This window comes from Neisseria sp. P0020.S005 (assembly GCF_051957055.1).
In the GTDB taxonomy this organism is placed as follows: Bacteria; Pseudomonadota; Gammaproteobacteria; order Burkholderiales; family Neisseriaceae; genus Neisseria; species Neisseria subflava_A.
Genome location: NZ_JBQCWV010000006.1, coordinates 13274 through 31583, shown reverse-complemented (window position 1 = coordinate 31583; position 18310 = coordinate 13274). Strand labels below are relative to the sequence as shown.

General features: G+C 47.2%; 20 protein-coding genes. 18 read left to right on the top strand and 2 right to left on the bottom strand.

Annotated elements, in window-relative coordinates:
• The first annotated feature begins 141 nt into the window (after window positions 1-141).
• From ACTHTU_RS06235 to ACTHTU_RS06215, 5 genes are all read left to right on the top strand, one after another.
• Complete coding sequence (locus ACTHTU_RS06235; protein ID WP_070712522.1) at window positions 142-801, top strand: class I SAM-dependent methyltransferase; 660 nt, start codon at window positions 142-144, stop codon at window positions 799-801.
• A 43-nt stretch (window positions 802-844) separates the two neighbouring features.
• On the top strand, window positions 845-1672 hold the full coding sequence (mutM, locus tag ACTHTU_RS06230) for a DNA-formamidopyrimidine glycosylase (protein ID WP_440362141.1): 828 nt from the start codon (window positions 845-847) through the stop codon (window positions 1670-1672).
• Window positions 1673-1736: 64 nt separating this feature from the next.
• Window positions 1737-2522, top strand: coding sequence for a 1-acylglycerol-3-phosphate O-acyltransferase (locus tag ACTHTU_RS06225; protein WP_440362085.1), 786 nt, complete (start codon window positions 1737-1739; stop codon window positions 2520-2522).
• Window positions 2523-2710: 188 nt separating this feature from the next.
• Window positions 2711-3448: a redoxin family protein gene (locus ACTHTU_RS06220; RefSeq protein WP_003747251.1), complete on the top strand. Its 738-nt coding sequence runs from the start codon at window positions 2711-2713 to the stop codon at window positions 3446-3448.
• 253 nt (window positions 3449-3701) lie between these two features.
• Window positions 3702-5108 (top strand): dihydrolipoyl dehydrogenase, encoded by a 1407-nt coding sequence (locus tag ACTHTU_RS06215; RefSeq protein ID WP_440362084.1) that lies wholly within the window; start codon window positions 3702-3704, stop codon window positions 5106-5108.
• 73 nt (window positions 5109-5181) lie between these two features.
• Here the strand turns inward: ACTHTU_RS06215 and ACTHTU_RS06210 are convergent, their stop codons facing one another.
• The gene (locus ACTHTU_RS06210) at window positions 5182-6312 is read right to left on the bottom strand and encodes a PilT/PilU family type 4a pilus ATPase (RefSeq protein ID WP_293206974.1); all 1131 of its coding nucleotides are present in this window, start codon (window positions 6310-6312) and stop codon (window positions 5182-5184) included.
• 203 nt (window positions 6313-6515) lie between these two features.
• Here ACTHTU_RS06210 and ACTHTU_RS06205 point away from each other — a divergent pair, with 203 nt between their 5' ends.
• From ACTHTU_RS06205 to lepB, 3 genes are all read left to right on the top strand, one after another.
• Complete coding sequence (locus tag ACTHTU_RS06205) at window positions 6516-7217, top strand: 5'-methylthioadenosine/adenosylhomocysteine nucleosidase (protein ID WP_440362083.1); 702 nt, start codon at window positions 6516-6518, stop codon at window positions 7215-7217.
• A gap of 132 nt (window positions 7218-7349) precedes the next feature.
• Window positions 7350-9143: a translation elongation factor 4 gene (gene lepA / locus ACTHTU_RS06200; RefSeq protein ID WP_070646796.1), complete on the top strand. Its 1794-nt coding sequence runs from the start codon at window positions 7350-7352 to the stop codon at window positions 9141-9143.
• Entirely contained in the window at window positions 9143-10162 is a 1020-nt protein-coding gene (lepB, locus tag ACTHTU_RS06195) for a signal peptidase I (RefSeq protein WP_440362082.1), read from the top strand. Before lepA ends, lepB begins: the two co-directional genes overlap by 1 nt.
• 53 nt (window positions 10163-10215) lie before the next feature.
• On the opposite strand, the gene ACTHTU_RS06190 is transcribed toward lepB, so the two are convergent.
• Window positions 10216-11094, bottom strand: a complete 879-nt coding sequence (locus tag ACTHTU_RS06190) for a DMT family transporter (RefSeq protein ID WP_440362081.1) — start codon at window positions 11092-11094, stop codon at window positions 10216-10218.
• Window positions 11095-11332: 238 nt separating this feature from the next.
• Between ACTHTU_RS06190 and ACTHTU_RS06185 the strand changes: the two genes are divergently transcribed.
• The 10 genes from ACTHTU_RS06185 (at window position 11333) to ACTHTU_RS06140 (ending at window position 18300) form a co-directional block, all read left to right on the top strand.
• On the top strand, window positions 11333-11872 hold the full coding sequence (locus ACTHTU_RS06185; protein ID WP_440362080.1) for a gamma carbonic anhydrase family protein: 540 nt from the start codon (window positions 11333-11335) through the stop codon (window positions 11870-11872).
• Between the two features lie 14 nt (window positions 11873-11886).
• Complete coding sequence (locus tag ACTHTU_RS06180) at window positions 11887-12486, top strand: Maf family protein (protein WP_440362079.1); 600 nt, start codon at window positions 11887-11889, stop codon at window positions 12484-12486.
• Window positions 12487-12574: 88 nt separating this feature from the next.
• Entirely contained in the window at window positions 12575-13354 is a 780-nt protein-coding gene (gene rsmA / locus ACTHTU_RS06175; RefSeq protein ID WP_440362078.1) for a 16S rRNA (adenine(1518)-N(6)/adenine(1519)-N(6))-dimethyltransferase RsmA, read from the top strand.
• A gap of 7 nt (window positions 13355-13361) precedes the next feature.
• Window positions 13362-13685 (top strand): hypothetical protein, encoded by a 324-nt coding sequence (locus ACTHTU_RS06170; RefSeq protein ID WP_440362077.1) that lies wholly within the window; start codon window positions 13362-13364, stop codon window positions 13683-13685.
• Window positions 13685-14413 carry an amino acid ABC transporter ATP-binding protein gene (locus ACTHTU_RS06165; RefSeq protein ID WP_003747231.1) on the top strand — a complete coding sequence of 243 codons (729 nt, stop codon included), beginning with the start codon at window positions 13685-13687 and terminating at the stop codon, window positions 14411-14413. Before ACTHTU_RS06170 ends, ACTHTU_RS06165 begins: the two co-directional genes overlap by 1 nt.
• Before the next feature lie 63 nt (window positions 14414-14476).
• Window positions 14477-14836, top strand: a complete 360-nt coding sequence (locus tag ACTHTU_RS06160; protein ID WP_003747228.1) for a hypothetical protein — start codon at window positions 14477-14479, stop codon at window positions 14834-14836.
• Between the two features lie 4 nt (window positions 14837-14840).
• Window positions 14841-15293 (top strand): protein YgfX, encoded by a 453-nt coding sequence (locus ACTHTU_RS06155; protein WP_440362076.1) that lies wholly within the window; start codon window positions 14841-14843, stop codon window positions 15291-15293.
• Between the two features lie 38 nt (window positions 15294-15331).
• Window positions 15332-16615, top strand: a complete 1284-nt coding sequence (gene folC, locus ACTHTU_RS06150; RefSeq protein WP_440362075.1) for a bifunctional tetrahydrofolate synthase/dihydrofolate synthase — start codon at window positions 15332-15334, stop codon at window positions 16613-16615.
• A gap of 13 nt (window positions 16616-16628) precedes the next feature.
• Window positions 16629-17774 carry a cell division protein FtsN gene (ftsN, locus tag ACTHTU_RS06145; RefSeq protein WP_440362074.1) on the top strand — a complete coding sequence of 382 codons (1146 nt, stop codon included), beginning with the start codon at window positions 16629-16631 and terminating at the stop codon, window positions 17772-17774.
• Window positions 17767-18300 (top strand): CvpA family protein, encoded by a 534-nt coding sequence (locus ACTHTU_RS06140; protein ID WP_440362073.1) that lies wholly within the window; start codon window positions 17767-17769, stop codon window positions 18298-18300. Before ftsN ends, ACTHTU_RS06140 begins: the two co-directional genes overlap by 8 nt.
• The last annotated feature ends 10 nt before the right edge of the window (window positions 18301-18310 follow it).

Genomic DNA, 18310 nt, shown 5'->3' with positions numbered 1-18310 from the left:
CAAATATATAATAAAATTTTGTCCTTTCGATGGTATCGTTTCAGAATTCAAACGTCAAGTCGGGCAGGGAATTTGCGTGTATGATGTGGTCGTGGTGTTAAAATTCTGTCACACAAGTCGGGATGCATAGGGGAGCATTTAATGGAAACTTTTTTTATGCAAACGCCAATGGGGCAGTATCTTGCTCAAAAAGAGGAGGATTTTTTCAGACGGCATTTGCAATATTTGAATGGCCAAGTGGTGGTTCAATTGGGCGGCATATGGCAGAGGCCGTCTGAAAATATGATTGTGGTGCCGCGCGATGTGCGGATGGATGCTGAAATGTTGGCATTTGAAACGCATTCCGTGGATGTGTTATTGATGCCCCATCTTTTGGAAATTTCAACTGCAGATTTGGTGTTGCAAGAAGCATTTAGGATATTAAAACCCGAGGGTAGGTTGATTTTGACGGGGTTTAACCCTAAATCTTTGTGGGGATTGAGCTCGTGGTTTGATGGCAAAAGACTGCCTATGAAATCTCAATGCTTGGCTCTGGCTGAGTTGAAACGAAAAACTGCCGCTATTGGTTTTGAAATGGAATATGGGCAGTTTATGGATTATCTGCCTGCTGTGAATTCATCATCTGCTTTGAAATTTTGGCAGTTTATGGAAAAGGCAGGGGATAGGTGGTGGCCGCAGTGTGCGGCGGTGTATGGTGTGGTTTTAACAAAACATTTGATTGGTGTCCATCCTTTGCCTGAATTGGAATCTGCATTCGATGGCAATACGGTTGCTTTAAGTACGGCACGTTTGGCCGAATAGTTTTCAGACGGCCTATATATAATGATGAATTTGGAGAATAATGATGCCTGAATTACCTGAGGTAGAAACGACTTTACGCGGAATCGCGCCGCATATTGATGGCAAAAAGATAGAAAAAGTCATTATTCGCCAGTTTAAATTGAGATGGCCTATCCATCCGAACTTGGCGCAAATTTTGGCCGGGCGCAAAGTTTTGGCATGCAACCGGCGTGCGAAGTATTTGATTGTTACTTTTGAAACGGGTATTTTACTTATGCATTTGGGTATGTCCGGCAGTTTGCGGATTTTTACCGCCGATGATAAGCGCATTGCCACGCCGGATAAACATGATCATTTAGATTTTGTATTTGATGACGGTACCGTATTGCGTTATCACGATCCGCGTAAATTTGGTGCGGTATTGTGGTATGAGGGTATTTCCGAGCATCATCCGCTGTTGGAAAAGTTGGGACCGGAGCCACTCTCGGATGATTTTGATGCAAATTACCTGTATCAGAAATTGAAAACCCAAAAGCGTGCAGTCAAATTAGCGCTGATGGATAATGCAGTGGTGGTTGGTGTCGGTAATATTTATGCGAATGAAAGTCTGTTTAAGGCAGGTATTTCGCCATTGCGTCCGGCGAATAAGCTGACCAAGAAAGAATGCGCATTATTGGTGGAAACCGTTAAAGCGGTTCTGCAAAGGGCGATTGAAACGGGTGGCAGTACGCTGCGAGACTTCGTTAATAGCGATGGAAAAAGCGGCTACTTTCAGCAGGAATATACGGTCTATGGCCGTCACAATGAGCCTTGTGTCCAATGTGGCGGGCTGATTTTTAAAGAAACTTTGGGGCAGCGTGGAACATTTTATTGTCCAAATTGCCAGAAATAGTTTCAGACGGCCTTAAATGTCAGAGGCCGTCTGAAAATAATGAATACCATACAGAAGAAATTTTATGTCTAAACAAAAAGCTCCTTTTTTTAAACGACTGGGCAGGCTTTGCCGTTTGGCGGCTTGGTTGTTCCGAACCGGTCGGAATTTGCGTGCCATCGATGGCAATAATGCAGAGGAACGCAATCATGCGGTGGTTGTTTTGGGAAAAGGCGCATTGGATGCTTTGGATATCGAATTGGAAATCGGCGTACCGCCTCAAGGAAATGTGAGTGGTACTTTGGTGGTAGCCAATCATGTGTCTTGGTTGGATATTTTTGCCATGAGCGCCGTTTATCCGAGCAGTTTTATTGCCAAGCAGGAAATCAGCGGTTGGCCGGTTTTGGGAAAAATGGGTAAAAATGCCGGCACGGTGTTTATCAACCGCAATTCCCGCCGAGATATCGAGCCGATTAATCAGGCGATTTGTGCAGCATTGAAAGCAGGGCAGAATGTCAGCTTCTTCCCTGAGGCGCGTACTTCTTCCGGCTTGGGTATTTTGCCGTTTAAAGCTGCCCTGTTCCAATCGGCTATTGATGCGAAAGCGCCGATTCAGGCGGTAACTTTGCGATATTATGATGACGAAGGACAACGGACGGTTCTGCCATCCTATGCGGAGGTAAACCTGCTTCAATCTTTATGGCGCATTGTTTCTATGAAGAAAATCTGTATCCGCTTGGATTTCTCGCCTCAGTACAAATCGACAGATATGCCTGATAAAGACCGCTATGCTTTGAAGGATATTGCGGAAACAGCCATCGGTGAAATTGTGGCTTCGGATTCTCCCGTTCAGCCCTTACCTAAAAAATAATTTCAGTCAGGCACTTGTTTTATTTCAGATAGCCTTCATTTAGAGGAATAGCTGTTTTCGGTTTAATTGAATTGATAGTTTGATGTAATTAATATTATTTGAACTATAAATTATACAAATCGATGGGCCTGCATTAGAATGCAAGCATTGATTCATTTCTCAAACCCGAATTTTTAAGGAGCTTAAAAATGGCTTTGCAAGATCGTACCGGTCAAAAAGTACCTTCCGTAGTATTCCGCACTCGCGTTGGCGACACTTGGAAAGATGTTTCTACTGATGATTTGTTCAAAGGCAAAAAAGTAGTCGTGTTTTCTCTGCCTGGCGCATTTACTCCAACTTGCTCTTCTTCTCACCTGCCACGCTACAACGAATTGTTTGGTGCGTTCAAAGAAAACGGTGTTGACGCAATCTACTGCGTATCTGTAAACGACACTTTCGTAATGAACGCTTGGGCTGCTGAAGAAGAAGCCGACAACATTTACATGATCCCTGATGGCAACGGTGAATTCACTGAAGGCATGGGCATGTTGGTTGGCAAAGAAGACTTGGGCTTCGGCAAACGCTCTTGGCGTTACTCCATGCTGGTTAACGACGGCGTGGTTGAAAAAATGTTTATCGAACCTGAAGAACCAGGCGATCCTTTCAAAGTGTCTGACGCTGACACTATGTTGAAATACATTGCTCCTGACTGGAAAGCTCAAGAGTCTGTTGCCATCTTCACCAAACCTGGCTGCCAATTCTGCGCTAAAGCTAAAAAAGCGCTGCAAGACAAAGGCTTGTCTTACGAAGAAATCGTATTGGGCAAAGATGCAACTGTTACTTCCGTACGCGCTATTACCGGCAAGATGACTGCTCCTCAAGTATTCATCGGCGGTAAATACATCGGCGGCAGCGAAGACTTGGAAGCTTACTTGGCTAAAAACTAATTGCCTGTATGCTTAAGACGGCTTGAAAAAGCCGTCTGAAAGACCCAAATATAGAGTTATTCAGACGACGTTTGCAAATCGGCGTTCTGAATAACTCTATATTTACAAATAGAATTTGAGATTATTGTTTTAAATCGATATTTAGGTATTGACTATTAATTTTTAAATTTTGATAGTTTATGAAGTTTAGGCCGTCTGAAAACGGATAACCTGATGGCAATATCGGTTTGGATATAGACAGTAAGGATAAAATATGAAAAAGATTCAAGCAGATGTGGTAGTACTGGGTGGCGGTACAGCCGGTATGGGCGCATTTCGCAATGCCCGACTTCATACAGACAATGTTTACCTGATCGAAAACAATGTATTCGGAACAACTTGTGCGCGTGTCGGCTGCATGCCGTCTAAATTGCTGATTGCGGCTGCAGAAGCGCGCCATCATGCTCTGCATACCGATCCGTTTGGCGTGCATTTGGATAAAGACAGCGTAACGGTAAACGGCGAAGAAGTCATGCACCGCGTGAAGTCCGAACGCGACCGTTTTGTCGGTTTTGTGGTCAGCGATGTAGAAGAGTGGCCAGCCGACAAGCGTATTATGGGTACGGCAAAATTTGTTGACGAACACACCGTCCAAATTGATGACCACACTCAAATTACTGCAAAAAGTTTTGTGATTGCTACCGGTTCGCGCCCTATGATTTTCCCTCAGTGGGAAGTTTTGGGCGATCGCTTGATTGTGAATGATGATGTTTTCTCTTGGGATACCCTGCCTAAGAGTGTGGCCGTATTCGGCCCTGGCGTAATCGGCTTAGAGTTGGGTCAGGCTTTGCACCGTTTGGGCGTGAAAGTTGAAATTTTTGGCGTGGCCGGTGCGATTGGCGGTATTTCCGACCCTGTTGTCGCTGAAGAAGCCAAAACCGTTTTTGGCGAAGAGTTGACTTTGCATTTGGATGCCAAAACCGAAGTCAAATTGGACGCAGAAGGCAATGTTGAAGTTCATTGGGAACAAGATGGCGAAAAAGGCGTGTTCCATGCCGAATATGCTTTGGCTGCCGCCGGCCGCCGTCCGAACGTGGACAATATCGGTTTGGAAAACCTGAATATCGAAAAAGATGCACGTGGCGTGCCTGTTGCCGAACCGCTGACCATGCAAACCAGCATTCCGCACATCTTTATCGCAGGCGATGCATCCAATCAATTGCCTCTGCTGCATGAGGCTTCCGACCAAGGCAAAATTGCTGGTCACAATGCCGCTATTTTCCCGAATATTGAGAGCGGTTTGCGCCGTAGCGTAATCGGCGTGGTATTCACCAGTCCGCAAATTGCCACTATCGGTTTGAAATACGCGCAAGTTGCGGCAAAATATCAACCTGATGAGTTTGTAATCGGCGAAGTTTCCTTCCGAAACCAAGGCCGCAGCCGCGTTATGCTGGTAAACAAAGGCCATATGCGTTTGTATGCTGAGAAAGCGACCGGCCGTTTCATTGGTGCGGAAGTTGTCGGCCCTGCTGCCGAACATTTGGCACACTTGATGGCTTGGGCTCATCAAATGAAGATGACGATTCCGCAAATGCTGGATATGCCGTTCTACCATCCGGTTATCGAAGAAGGTCTGCGTACTGCATTGCGTGATGCAGATGCAAAATTGAAACAGGCTTGATTATTTGATGGAATAAAGGCCGTCTGAAACTCGTAGTGAGGTTTCAGACGGCCTTTTTTATGCTTTGAAGTTATTAAATCAATTCTAAATCCGGACCGGCATTTTGCGCACGACGGCTTCGTAATTGAATGTCTAAGCGCAAATCATGGGCGGAGTCAGCATTTTTAATGGCGTCTTGATAGCTGATATCGCCGTTTTCATACAAATCATACAAGGCTTGGTCAAAAGTGATCATGCCCATGCCGGTTGATTTTTTCATCATTTCTTTGATGTTGTGGACTTCGCCTTTTTGAATCAAGTCGGCAATAATCGGAGAATTGAGCAAAACTTCGACCGCCGCCACACGACCCCGGCCACTTTCACGGGGAATCAGTCGTTGTGAAATAAAGGCTTGCAGGTTGAGCGACAAGTCGGTCAGCAACTGGGTACGGCGCTCTTCGGGGAAGAAGTTGATGATGCGGTCGAGCGCTTGGTTGGTACTGTTGGCATGCAGTGTCGCCATACACAAATGGCCTGTTTCCGCGAAGGCAATGGCGTAGTCCATGGTCTCGCGGTCGCGGATTTCGCCAATCAGAATGACATCCGGCGCTTGGCGCAGGGTGTTTTTCAGCGCAATCGGCCAATTTTCGGTATCTACACCGATTTCACGTTGGGTGATGATGCAGTTTTTGTGTTGGTGGATAAACTCAATCGGGTCTTCGATGGTAATAATGTGGTCGAAGCTGTTTTCGTTTCGATAGTCGATAAGGGAGGCGAGGGAAGTGGACTTGCCCGAACCTGTACCGCCGACAAAAATAATCAGGCCGCGTTTTCTGAGGGCGATGTCTTTCAGAATAGGGGGCAGATTGAGCGTTTCAAATTTAGGGATATTGCTGGTAATAGAGCGGAATACCAAAGCAGTTGCACCGCGTTGAACCATGGCATTGACACGGAAGCGGCTGGTATCGGGCAGGCTGATGGCGAAGTTGCATTCGTTTGTAGAGGAAAATTCTTCGATTTGTTTGGAAGACATAATCGAAAAAGCGATTTCCATACATTTTTCAGCACTCAGCGGCTCATCGCTCAGTCGCGTGATTTTGCCGTCCACTTTCATGGCTGGCGGGAAATTGGTGGTAATGAAAAGGTCGGAGCCTTTGTATTTGTTCATATGGCGTAGCCAAGCGAACAATTCTTCTTTTGCGCCCGGAGTATTTTCGTTAAACATAAGAATTTAGGTATTTAAAATAGAGTTATTTTATCTATAGTAATTATAACAGAGGTAATCATTATTTGCTGATTGCTAGCTAGAGCATCAATCTGTTTTAAATTGGGTGTCGTTCTGGGAATATAGCAGATTTTTCAGTATCCCTGTGATTTTAAATTCTGCTGTTATAATGTTGCCCGATTAGTGAATGGAAAGGTAACGAGATGTCAGTACAAACAATTGCCGTGGTCGGCGCAATGGAACAGGAAATCGAGCTTTTGCGTGAAAGCATGGCCAATGTCAAGCATGTGTCCTTCGGTAAATTCTCAGCATATGAAGGCGAATTGGCCGGAAAACGCATGGTATTGGTTTTGAGCGGTATCGGTAAAGTCAATGCGGCGGTTTCGACTTCTTGGGTCATTCATCAGTTCGCACCGGATTGCGTCATCAATACCGGCAGTGCAGGCGGTTTGGGCAAGGGTTTGAAGGTCGGTGATGTGGTTATTGGCGAAACTGTGGCGCATCATGATGTTGATGTAACGGCTTTTGGTTATGTTTGGGGACAAGTACCGCAACTTCCTGCTGTGTTCGTATCGGATGAAAACCTGATTCGCCAAGCAGAAAAGGCGGCGCAAGTGTTTGAAGGTGCGGCTGTAACTCAAGGCCTGATTGTCAGTGGCGACCGTTTTGTGCACAGTAGCGAAGGTGTCGCAGAAATCCGCAGTCATTTCCCTGACGTTAAAGCAGTAGAAATGGAAGCTGCGGCGATTGCGCAGACTTGTCATCAGTTGGAAGTGCCGTTTGTAATTATTCGCGCCGTATCCGATTCGGCGGATGAGAAAGCGGACATCAGCTTTGAAGAGTTTTTGAAAATGGCGGCCGTCAGCTCGGCGAAGATGGTTACCGAGATTGTCAAATCGCTATAAAATCATGCAGAAACGTTGAATTTCCGTTAGAATACGGAACGATTCAACCTTATTCTAAGGCCGTCTGAAAACCGAATCCCTGTTTTTTCAGACGGCCTTTCCGACTTTAATTGCATTTATCTTAATAACAATATGAAAAACATACGGAATTTCTCCATTATTGCCCACATTGACCACGGTAAATCGACGCTTGCCGACCGCTTCATCCAATACTGCGGCGGCTTGGATTTGCGCGAAATGAGTACGCAGGTGCTCGACTCCATGGACATCGAAAAAGAGCGCGGCATTACCATTAAAGCGCAAACCGCCGCGCTCAACTATAAAGCACGCGATGGGCAGGTGTATCAGCTCAATCTGATTGATACTCCGGGACACGTCGACTTCTCTTACGAAGTATCCCGTTCGCTGTCGGCTTGCGAAGGTGCGCTTTTGGTGGTCGATGCGTCGCAAGGCGTAGAAGCGCAAACCGTGGCGAACTGCTATACCGCGATTGATTTGGGCGTGGAAGTTGTGCCTGTTTTGAACAAAATTGACTTGCCTGCCGCAGAACCCGAGCGCGTGGAGCAGGAAATTGAAGACATCATCGGCATTGATGCCGTTGGTGCGGTGCAGTGTTCTGCCAAAAGCGGTATTGGTGTGGAAGATGTTTTGGAAGAAATCATTGCCAAAATCCCTGCGCCGACCGGCGATGAAAATGCGCCGTTGCAAGCGGTGATTGTCGATTCGTGGTTTGACAACTACGTCGGCGTGGTCATGTTGATTCGTGTGAAAAACGGCACCATCAAACTGAAAGACAAAGTGCGCTTTATGAGTACTAAGGCGGAAACACAGGTTGAGCAGCTGGGCGTATTCACGCCGAAATCAGTCCAAAAACAAGAACTCAAAGCCGGCGAAGTAGGCTTTTTGATTACCGGCGTAAAAGAATTGGGTCAGGCTAAAGTCGGCGATACAGTTACTTTGGTTGCCAACCCTGCCTCTGAGCCGTTGCCCGGTTTCCAAGAAGTACAAAGCCAAGTATTTGCCGGTCTCTATCCCGTGGAAAGCCACGACTACGAAGCCTTGCGTGACGCTTTGGAAAAATTGCAGCTGAACGATGCTTCGTTGAAATTTGAGCCTGAGGTTTCCCAAGCATTGGGCTTCGGCTTCCGTTGCGGCTTCTTGGGCCTGTTGCACTTGGAAATCGTGCAGGAACGTTTGGAGCGCGAGTTCGACATGGACTTGATTACTACTGCGCCAACGGTGGTTTATGAAGTCGTGTTGAAAAACGGCGAGAAAATCGAAGTTGAAAATCCGTCCAAACTGCCTGAAATCAGCACTATCGAAACCATTCTTGAGCCGATTATCACTGCGACCATTCTTGTGCCGCAGGAATATGTCGGCAACGTCATGACTTTGTGTAACCAAAAGCGCGGCGTTCAGGTCAATATGCAATACATGGGCCGCCAAGTCATGCTGACTTATGATTTGCCGATGAACGAAGTCGTAATGGATTTCTTTGACAAGCTTAAATCGACTTCGCGCGGTTATGCTTCGTTGGACTACCATTTCAAAGAGTTCCAACCGTCTGATTTGATTAAGCTCGACATTATGGTCAACGGCGAAAAAGTCGATGCCTTGAGCCTGATTGTGCACCGTCAAAGCGCCGTTCACCGCGGTCGAGAGCTGGCATCGAAAATGCGCGAACTGATTCCGCGCCAGATGTTTGATATTGCCGTACAGGCCGCTATCGGCAGTCAGATTATCGCCCGCGAAAACGTCAAAGCCCTGCGTAAAAACGTTTTGGCGAAATGTTACGGCGGCGATATTACGCGTAAGAAAAAACTTCTTGAAAAACAAAAAGCAGGTAAGCGCCGCATGAAACAAGTGGGCAATGTGGAAATCCCGCAAAGCGCATTCTTGGCGATTCTGCAAGTGAGTGATAAATAATGAGTATAAATCTGACTTTAGGCGCAATCGTTGTACTGCTGGCCGGTTTGGTCCTCAACTTCAAAAGCAGCAAAGAGCGTCAGGAAAACGGCGAATGGAGCTCCGGCTTGCAATGGAGTTATCTCTTGTGCATGGTCGGCGTATTCGGCATTTTGTCCGAATTTATGAGCTTTACCGCCGTATTGCTGGTGTTTGTCGTGTTTACCGGTATTGTTTGGGCAATCCATAAAGGCCGTCTGAAAAAAAGCGAGACCGGAGAAGACAATGCGCATTTTACCGACTACATGGGCGGCTTTTTTCCCATCATCTTGGTTATCTTTGTGTTGCGCAGCTTTATTGCCGAGCCGTTCCAAATTCCGTCCAGCTCCATGCGTCCGGGCTTGGTCAAAGGCGATTTTATCTTGGTGAACAAATTCTCTTACGGTATCCGCCTGCCGATTTTGAATAAGGTCATTATCCCTGTTGGCAATATTGCACGAGGCGATGTCGTGGTGTTCAATTACCCACTTCAGCCTGAGATGAATTACATCAAGCGTATCGTCGGTATTCCAGGCGACGTTGTAGAATATCGTGATAAAGTTTTGACTGTTAACGGTGAAATTATTCCCGAAAAACCCAACGGTAATTATCAATACGCAGATGATACCGATCCGTCTATGATTCATACGCTTGAGCGTTTTCAGACAGCCTTGAACGGCAAAAATTTTGACGTGGTCAAGGAGGCCGGTCAGCCTTCCGTATCTATTGCTGTATTGAACAAATACACTTCAGAAGTAATGCCTGAAAGCAATTACTCGCTTGAAACAAGCGGTTTGGAAAATTGCGAATACGCAGAAGACGGCAATGGCTTTATCTGTAAAGTTCCTGAAGGTCGTTATTTCGCAATGGGCGATAACCGTGACAACAGCGCCGATTCCCGTTATTGGGGATTTATCGATGACAAACTGATTGTTGGGAAAGCCTTCTTCGTTTGGATGAACTTTGGCGAACTTAGCCGTATAGGTACCAGTATTAAATAAGCAATAACAGATGAAAAGGCCGTCTGAAATTTTTCAGACGGCCTTTTTTGTATCTATTTTTTGTCTTTTAACGAACCCAAATAAATTGCCAATAAAGTCAAAGTGGCGCCACACCATTGGACGATATTAATCGGTTTATCCAACCAGAAATAATCGATCAACATGGCGGCGACTGGTTCGGAGAGCAGTAGGAGGCCGGTTAGTGATAAGGATAAAAGCGGGATGGCGTAAGCAATCAATGCCCAAGCGAAGCATTGCATAACGATGCCGTAGATGGAGACTAGAATCACATCGTTTAAAGTTTTGGGGTAAAGATGGGCGGCATCGAATAGCAGCGATGGGATGACCAGCGCCATTGCGCCGCCGAAGCTTAAAATCATCATGAGCGGAAACAAACCGACTTTTTCCTGATCATGGGTTTTGCGTACAAAGACCATAGACAGGGCCAGCATGGCACCGGACAATACGCCGCTGACAAATCCCCATGCGGCATTGTTGTTATGACCGAACTCTGGGCTGCCGATTAAGGCGACGCCTATGGTGGCCAATATCAAACTTAAAATTTGCAGGGCGCTTAGACGTTCCGAATAAAAGAAGAAGCCGATGGCGGCTAAAAAGAAAATCTGCAGGCTGTTGAGCAAGGTGGAAATGCCGGGACCTACGGCGTGAATGCTTTCATGCCAAAGGGCGAGGTCGAATGCGAGAAAAACGCCGGATAAGATTGCGTAGCCAACTGTTTTTCTTTTCGTGGGTATTTTTTGTCTGAAAAAACGCCCGAGCAGGAAGAATATAGGGGCGGCGATCAGTAAGCGCCAGAATGCGATGGCGTAAGAGCCGACATCGACAAATTTGACGATTAAACTGCCCAAGCCGAAGACGATGCAGCCGACGACTAGCAGGGGTGCTGCATAATTTCCCGAACGTGTATCCATCGGCTTCTCCAAGAATCAAATGAAGGCAATTATTCCATAAAAGATAGCTGGGGTGCTAATGATAAATAGTCGTAAGCCAAGATAAAGGATTTATGATGAAAGGCCGTCTGAAAACTGTTTCAGACGGCCATTTGATGATTTTCTGGCTTGATTTCGTATTGTTGTAGTATAAAATCGTTTTACGCCGTGTTTTCAGACGGCCTGATCAGTTTTGGTTTTGAGAAAAGGATTATTGGAAATGGCAAACCCTATTCGTGCGTTTTTGGATTATGTGCCGTCGGTTGATGAGTCTTGTTTTGTAGATGAGACTTCGGTAGTGATTGGCGAAGTGTCGCTGGCGGAAGATGTATCGATTTGGCCTTATGCCGTATTGCGCGGCGATGTGAACAGTATTTCTATCGGCAAACGCAGCAATGTGCAGGACGGCAGCGTTTTGCATGTGTCGCATAAGAATGCGGCGAAGCCTGACGGTTCGCCTTTGATTATCGGCGATGATGTGACGATTGGGCATAAGGTCATGCTGCATGGCTGCCGAATTGGGAATCGTGTGTTGGTGGGTATGGGTTCGATTATCTTGGACGATACGGTTGTCGAAGATGATGTGATGATAGGCGCGGGCAGTTTGGTGCCTCCTCGCAAGCGTTTGGAAAGTGGTTTTTTATACGTCGGTTCGCCTGTGAAACAAGTGCGTCCGCTGACTGATGAGGAAAAGGCATTTTTGACGTATTCCTCTGCGCATTATGTCCGCCTGTCCGGCCAGCATAAAATTTCAAAATAAGGACAACCAATACAATGAACGCAATTTATCTGGCTTCGGGTAGTCCGCGCCGTCGTGAGATTTTGGAGAATTTGGGTTTCACGGTACGCCGCCTTCCTGCTGATATTGATGAAACCCCTAAAGAAGGCGAAGCCGCAGTAGAGTATGTGCGCCGCATGGCCTGCGAGAAAAATCATGCGGCGGTGGCGCAATGGTTTGCTGCTCATGATCAAGAGCCTGAGTTTGCTGTATTGACGGCGGATACGACGGTGGCGGATGGTGAGGCTATTTTGGGTAAACCGGAGTCCGAGGCGGATGCGGTCGATATGCTGGAACGCCTGTCCGGGCGGACGCATCAAGTGCTGACGGCTGTATGCGTTTACTGGCAAGGCGTGCGCCATGATGTGGTACAGATGAGCGAAGTGCGCTTTAAAACGTTGACGGCTGAGGAGATTGCAGCCTATGTTGCCAGCGGCGAGCCGATGGATAAAGCCGGTGCGTATGGGATTCAGGGCTTGGGCGGCGTATTTGTCGAGCATTTGCAGGGCAGTTTTACCGGCGTGATGGGTTTGCCGGTTTATGAGACCGCGCAACTGCTGAAATCTTTGGGTTTGGAAGTGCCGCCGTTTGCTTAAAATTAGGCAAATGCCGTCTGAAAGCGTGCCGACAAAAACGCTTGTTTCAGTTACAATACTGCCTTAAACAGCTTGCTTGAAGAAAGATATGAAAGAACATAAGGCCCGGAAACGCTTCGGGCAGAATTTTTTGCGGGATACGCGGATTATTAGCGATATTGTCAACGCGGTCAGACCGCAGCCTGATGATATCGTGATTGAAATCGGTCCGGGCTTGGCAGCCATTACCGAGCCTTTGGCGAAAAAACTCAACTGCCTGCATGTTTGCGAAATCGACCGCGACATCGTACGCCGTCTGAAAACCTTGCCGTTTGCAGACAAATTGGTGATACACGAAGGCGATGTATTGCAGTTCGATTTCAACAGCATTGAAGGCAAGAAAAAAATTGTCGGCAACCTGCCGTACAATATTTCCACGCCGCTTTTGTTCCGATTGAGCGAAGTGGCAGACGATGTGATCGATATGCACTTTATGCTGCAAAAAGAAGTGGTTGAACGCATGGTGGCGCAGCCGAAAACCAACGACTATGGCCGTCTGGGCGTAATGCTGCAATATTTCTTCGATATGGAAATGTTGATTGAAGTACCGCCTGAATCCTTTGATCCTGCGCCGAAGGTTGACTCGGCCGTCGTGCGCATGATTCCGGTGAAACACCGCATCGGTAAAGCGGAAGATTTTGAACATTTTGCCAAACTGGTGAAACTCGCCTTCCACCAACGCCGTAAAACCATACGCAATAATTTGAAGGAACTTGCCGACGATGATGATTTGCAGGCAGTCGGTATCAATCCGCAGGACAGGGCAGAACACATTGCTGCTGAGAAATATGTGGAATTGAGCAATTATCTGGTTCAAAAGGCCGTCTGAAACAGTGATGGCAATTTTTAAGCAATCTCCTATTCAATGGGGGTTTCTGGGTGATTCATATTTGTGGTGCGAGTTGGCGCAGTATTTTTCCAGTAAGGATATGCCGTCTGAGCAGCACCGTTTTGAAGCGGCAATTATCGGCGCAGTTTGGGTATTGACTGGGTATCGTCTCGATAGGGAAGAGCAATTTAAAGTCAATCGGTACAATCAAGGCGGAATCTCCGGCGGCATAGTCAGTTGCCGCTTTTGGCTGGAAACGGCTATTCCTTTGCTTTGGCAGCGGCAATCGCAACTCAAGCCCCGAAAATTTTGGCAGTTTGGAAAGAAATAATGATTAAATTCAAAAATGTACACAAACATTTTAAAGATTTGCACGTTATCAACGGCGTGAATCTGGAAGTCAAACAAGGCGAAGTGGTCGTTGTATGCGGCCCTTCGGGCAGTGGTAAATCGACGTTGATTCGTACGGTAAACCAACTTGAGCGCATTGAAAGCGGCGAGATCTGGGTGGACGGCATCAATGTTGCCGATCCGAAAACCGATTTGAACAAAGTGCGCGAAGAAGTGGGTTTTGTATTCCAAGGGTTCAATCTGTATCCGCATTTGACTGTCTTGGAAAATATTATTCTTTCTCCGATGAAAGTGAAAAACCAAAGCCGTGAAGAGGCGGAAAAGAAAGCGATGGAGCTTTTGGAACGTGTCGGCTTGGCGCATAAAAAAGACGCGCTGCCCGGCCAGCTTTCCGGCGGTCAGCAGCAGCGTGTGGCGATTGCACGCGGTTTGGCGATGGAGCCGCGCGTGATGTTGTTTGACGAGCCGACTTCTGCGCTTGACCCTGAAATGGTCGGCGAAGTATTGAAAGTGATGAAAGACTTGGCGGAAAGCGGCATGACCATGATGTGTGTGACCCATGAAATGGGTTTTGCGCGCGAAGTTGCCGACCGTGTGATTTTTGTCGATAAAGGCCAGATTCTGGAAGATGAAACGCCGGAAGAATTTTTTACCAATCCGAAACACGAGCGTGCCAAACAATTCCTGCAACAGGTGATGACACATTAAACTCGGGCCGTCTGAAATTTCAGACGGCATGATCGGTTTGAATGATTTTGAAAGTTGAACATTATGTATTTTGTTGACCGTACTGCTGTTGTGCTGAAGCCGACCGCCCGTTTTTTGGAATGGCTGAAATCTGCCGATGAAAATATGCCCGACCTGACCGTCGAGCAACTGCGCACCAACTGTTCTGTATTCCTTGTGCCGCAATTTGACGAACCCGAATCTGTCATTTCTTATTTTGACGAACGCTACCAGCAGATTTTTGAAGCTGAATTGGCCGGCTGGGACATCGATAAAAGCAAATGGCCGCAAGACATGAGCTTGAAGGCTTTTTGGGAGTTTTTCGATACCGAAATCCACGATATGGTTTTGGATATGGAAGAGGCGGAATTGAACATTACGCCTGTTTTCGACAATATGATGTAAAGCCGTGCGAAGTTTTCAGACGGCCTTAAAGCCCTCGCGTTCTTTGAAAATTCTGATTGTCTTCTTACACCTTTCGGCGTTGGCTTTATGCCTTGCCGAGTTTTACGGCTGGATGATGTGGCTGGGTTTGGCGGCGTTGGCCGGCAGTTTTGCCTATGCTTGGCGCAGCGTTAATTTTTACACTCAAAATGCGGTCAGAAAAATCATCATAGACCGCCAATACCGTGCGACGGTTTACTTGAATGACGAGGCAGAGGGAAGAAGTGCGGTTTTGCAAGACAGCAGTATGTTGACGGTTTATGCTTTGTTTTTACAATGGAATGTTGATGGGAAAATGGTCAAACACTGCATCTTGCCCGATATGGCCGACCGTGATGCATACCGCCGTCTGAAAGTGTGGGCGCGCTGGTGCCGTGAAAAAGAAGACAAAGCAGAACTTGCGGCAGATATAGATTAAACGGCCGTTTCAGACGGCCTTTTGAAGCGATAAATACAATGAAAACATTACAAGACTGGCTTTCTCATTTGGAGACTGCCCATAGGTCCGGCCTTATCGATATGGGTTTGGAACGAGTGGGAGAAGTAAAAAAACGCATGAATTTGGTGCCGCAATGTCCTGTCGTCGTGGTGGCGGGTACAAATGGCAAAGGCTCTGTATGCGCCTATTTGTCGCATATTTATAAAGAAGCCGGTTTTAAAGTCGGTACGCTGACCAGTCCGCACCTTCTGCGTTACAACGAACGAATCGCCATCAACACTCAGCCGGTTTCAGATGAATTGATTGTTTCCTCATTTGAGCGTATCGAAGCGGCGCGCGGCGAAATTTCTCTGACGTATTTTGAGTTTAATGCTTTGGCGGCCGTCGATATTTTCATGCGTGAAAATGTGGACGTAATGATTCTGGAAGTCGGTTTGGGCGGAAGATTAGATGCTGTGAATGTATTCGATGGCGACTGTTCAGTCGTTACCAGTGTGGATTTGGATCATCAGGCCTTTTTGGGCGATACCGTTGAGCAGGTCGGTTTTGAAAAAGCCGGAGTGTTCCGTAGCGGCAAGCCTGCCGTGTGCGGTCAGAATCCTGCGCCTGAATCATTGGTCAAACACGCAGAAGAAATTGGCGCAAAACTGTTGATGGTTCAGCGAGATTTTGATTTTGCGTCAATGGAAAGCGTACAGTGGAACTACCGCTTCCATCCGCAATCTTCAGACGGCCAAAGCCGTAACCGCAATTCCTTGCCGTTTCCTGCTTTGCGCGGTGCCTATCAGTTGTCCAATGCCGCGTGCGCACTAACTGTTTTAGAGTGTCTGAACAATCAGCTGCCCGTTGACATCGGCGCGATTAAACGCGGTTTGCTATTGGTTGAGAATCCTGGACGTTTCCAAGTTTTGCCCGGCCGTCCGCTGGTGGTCTTGGATGTCGGCCACAATCCGCACGCAGCCCGTGCTTTGCGCCGCAGTCTGATTAACCTTGCCTTTGCCCAAAAACGGACCGCCGTGTTCAGTATGTTGTCCGACAAAGATATTGATGGCGTGCTGGAAATCGTTAAAGATCAGTTTGACGAGTGGAATATCGCGCCTTTAGATGTGCCGCGCGGCATGACTGTGGAGGCTTTGCAGGCTAAAATGGCTGAACACGGCATCGACAATGTAAATGTTTTTGAAACTGTCGCTGCTGCCTACCGCGCTGCTTTGGCTAAAGCAACCGAAAATGATAGAATCGTTGTTTTCGGCTCATTCCATACTGTTGCCGATGTAATGGCTGTTTTGAAAGAACACTAACGAGGAAATTATCATGTCCGACAATAAACAAAAAGAAACTCCAAACGGATACGATTTAGACGGTTACGAACAACTCAAACGTCGCAACCGCCGTCGCTTGGTCTTGGCCTCCGGCTTGGTGGTGGCTTCAGGTATGCTGTTCGGCCTGGCGCTGACATCGGGCGACGATAAAAATTCACCGTTTAAAGAAGCGCCTGTCGGTCAGAGCCAAGTCAAAACGGCTGATGAGCCGAGCAAGGCCGTTGTTTTAGAGCCGAATAAAGAGGATGTTGCGATGGCTGAAGAAGCAGCCCGCCATGCGGATGCCGAAGCGCAAAGCAAACCTCAAAATGCCGGCGACGAAGAAGACAATGCGCCGGTTGAAGTATTGAAGCCAAACCGTGAGTCTGCTCCCGAAGATGTCGGCGAGCCGTTGGTTTTGATTAATGATACTTTGGATGACGGCAATATTAAAGGTTTGGAAGAGTCTGAGCGTATTCAACGAGCTGAGGCCGCTAAACGCGAAGCTGCGGAGCGCCGAGCCGAAGAACGCCGCCAACGCCAGGCAGAACAACGTGCTGCGGCACGCAAGGCACAAGCCCAACAGGAAGCGGATGAAAAAGAAAACGCATTGGCTGCTAAAAAACGTGCACTTCAAGCGCGTGCTGAAAAAGCAGAGCGTGAAGCCGCTGCCGAACGCAATAAATTAGCACAATTGGAAAAAGCAGAGAAAGCCATTGCCGAGCGTAAATCTGCCAAAAACAGCAAAGACAGCGTAAAAGACAAGGCCGAGCCTGCCAAGAAAGCAGAAGCCAAAGTTGAAAAACCAAAAAATGAAAAGGCTAAACCGGAAACGGCCAAAGCAGAAAAAGCCGATAAGGTAAAAACTGCCGAGAAGCCGTCTGAAAAAGCCAAACCTAAAGCTGAAAAAGAAAAAGCAGAAGCCAAACCTGCGAAAAAAGCCGCCATTCAGGCTGGTTATGCTGAAAAAGAACGCGCGCAAAGCCTGCAACGTAAAATGAAAGCCGCAGGTATCGATTCGACCATTACTGAAGTGATGACCGATAAAGGTAAGGTGTATCGCGTGAAATCAGCCAGTTATAAAAATGCACGCGATGCAGAGCGCGATTTGAACAAATTGCGTGTACATGGCATTGCCGGTCAGGTGACCAGTGAGTAATTTGCCTGTTGCCGATTTGTTGGCTGTTGCCGTCATCGTCATCTGCATCATTATCTCGTTGACACGGGGTATTATTGCCGAAGCAGGAGCGATGGTGGCCTGGGTGGTATCGTTTATTGCAGCCAGAACGCTCGCCGTGCCGTTTGCCGATGTGGTCTTTAAATCGGTTGAGCCGCATTCCTTGGCGGTTGCAATGGGTTTTGCCGCTGTGTTTTTTCTGGCATGGCTGTTGCAAAAACTGGCACGGTCTCTGTTGAGCAGTTTGATGTCTGCCGTTGGTTTAGGAAGCATTAACCGTTTGCTTGGCGGTGTATTTGGTGCAGTGAAAGGTGTGATTTTGGTGACACTGGCAGTGATGGTTTTTTCACACACTGATTTGCCGAAAACGGAAGAGTGGCAAAGTTCACACACAATTCCATATTTTGAATCACTGGCCGATGCTGCGATGCCTTATCTGCCTGGAAAAGATACCGCAATGCCCCATCTTTCTGGTAAAATAGCTGAAGTTGAAGAATTGGATGATTGAGTTTGACGGA

What these genes read in the sequence shown, in the direction of transcription:
- folC (WP_440362075.1), top strand. Translation starts at nt 15,332, where the DNA reads ATGAAAACATTACAAGACTGGCTTTCTCATTTGGAGACTGCCCATAGG.
- ACTHTU_RS06205 (WP_440362083.1), top strand. Translation starts at nt 6,516, where the DNA reads ATGTCAGTACAAACAATTGCCGTGGTCGGCGCAATGGAACAGGAAATC.
- ACTHTU_RS06170 (WP_440362077.1), top strand. Translation starts at nt 13,362, where the DNA reads ATGGCAATTTTTAAGCAATCTCCTATTCAATGGGGGTTTCTGGGTGAT.
- lepB (WP_440362082.1), top strand. Translation starts at nt 9,143, where the DNA reads ATGAGTATAAATCTGACTTTAGGCGCAATCGTTGTACTGCTGGCCGGT.
- ACTHTU_RS06190 (WP_440362081.1), bottom strand. Translation starts at nt 11,094, where the DNA reads ATGGATACACGTTCGGGAAATTATGCAGCACCCCTGCTAGTCGTCGGC.
- lepA (WP_070646796.1), top strand. Translation starts at nt 7,350, where the DNA reads ATGAAAAACATACGGAATTTCTCCATTATTGCCCACATTGACCACGGT.
- ACTHTU_RS06165 (WP_003747231.1), top strand. Translation starts at nt 13,685, where the DNA reads ATGATTAAATTCAAAAATGTACACAAACATTTTAAAGATTTGCACGTT.
- ACTHTU_RS06210 (WP_293206974.1), bottom strand. Translation starts at nt 6,312, where the DNA reads ATGTTTAACGAAAATACTCCGGGCGCAAAAGAAGAATTGTTCGCTTGG.
- ACTHTU_RS06235 (WP_070712522.1), top strand. Translation starts at nt 142, where the DNA reads ATGGAAACTTTTTTTATGCAAACGCCAATGGGGCAGTATCTTGCTCAA.
- ACTHTU_RS06220 (WP_003747251.1), top strand. Translation starts at nt 2,711, where the DNA reads ATGGCTTTGCAAGATCGTACCGGTCAAAAAGTACCTTCCGTAGTATTC.
- ftsN (WP_440362074.1), top strand. Translation starts at nt 16,629, where the DNA reads ATGTCCGACAATAAACAAAAAGAAACTCCAAACGGATACGATTTAGAC.
- ACTHTU_RS06215 (WP_440362084.1), top strand. Translation starts at nt 3,702, where the DNA reads ATGAAAAAGATTCAAGCAGATGTGGTAGTACTGGGTGGCGGTACAGCC.
- ACTHTU_RS06185 (WP_440362080.1), top strand. Translation starts at nt 11,333, where the DNA reads ATGGCAAACCCTATTCGTGCGTTTTTGGATTATGTGCCGTCGGTTGAT.
- rsmA (WP_440362078.1), top strand. Translation starts at nt 12,575, where the DNA reads ATGAAAGAACATAAGGCCCGGAAACGCTTCGGGCAGAATTTTTTGCGG.
- ACTHTU_RS06160 (WP_003747228.1), top strand. Translation starts at nt 14,477, where the DNA reads ATGTATTTTGTTGACCGTACTGCTGTTGTGCTGAAGCCGACCGCCCGT.
- mutM (WP_440362141.1), top strand. Translation starts at nt 845, where the DNA reads ATGCCTGAATTACCTGAGGTAGAAACGACTTTACGCGGAATCGCGCCG.
- ACTHTU_RS06225 (WP_440362085.1), top strand. Translation starts at nt 1,737, where the DNA reads ATGTCTAAACAAAAAGCTCCTTTTTTTAAACGACTGGGCAGGCTTTGC.
- ACTHTU_RS06180 (WP_440362079.1), top strand. Translation starts at nt 11,887, where the DNA reads ATGAACGCAATTTATCTGGCTTCGGGTAGTCCGCGCCGTCGTGAGATT.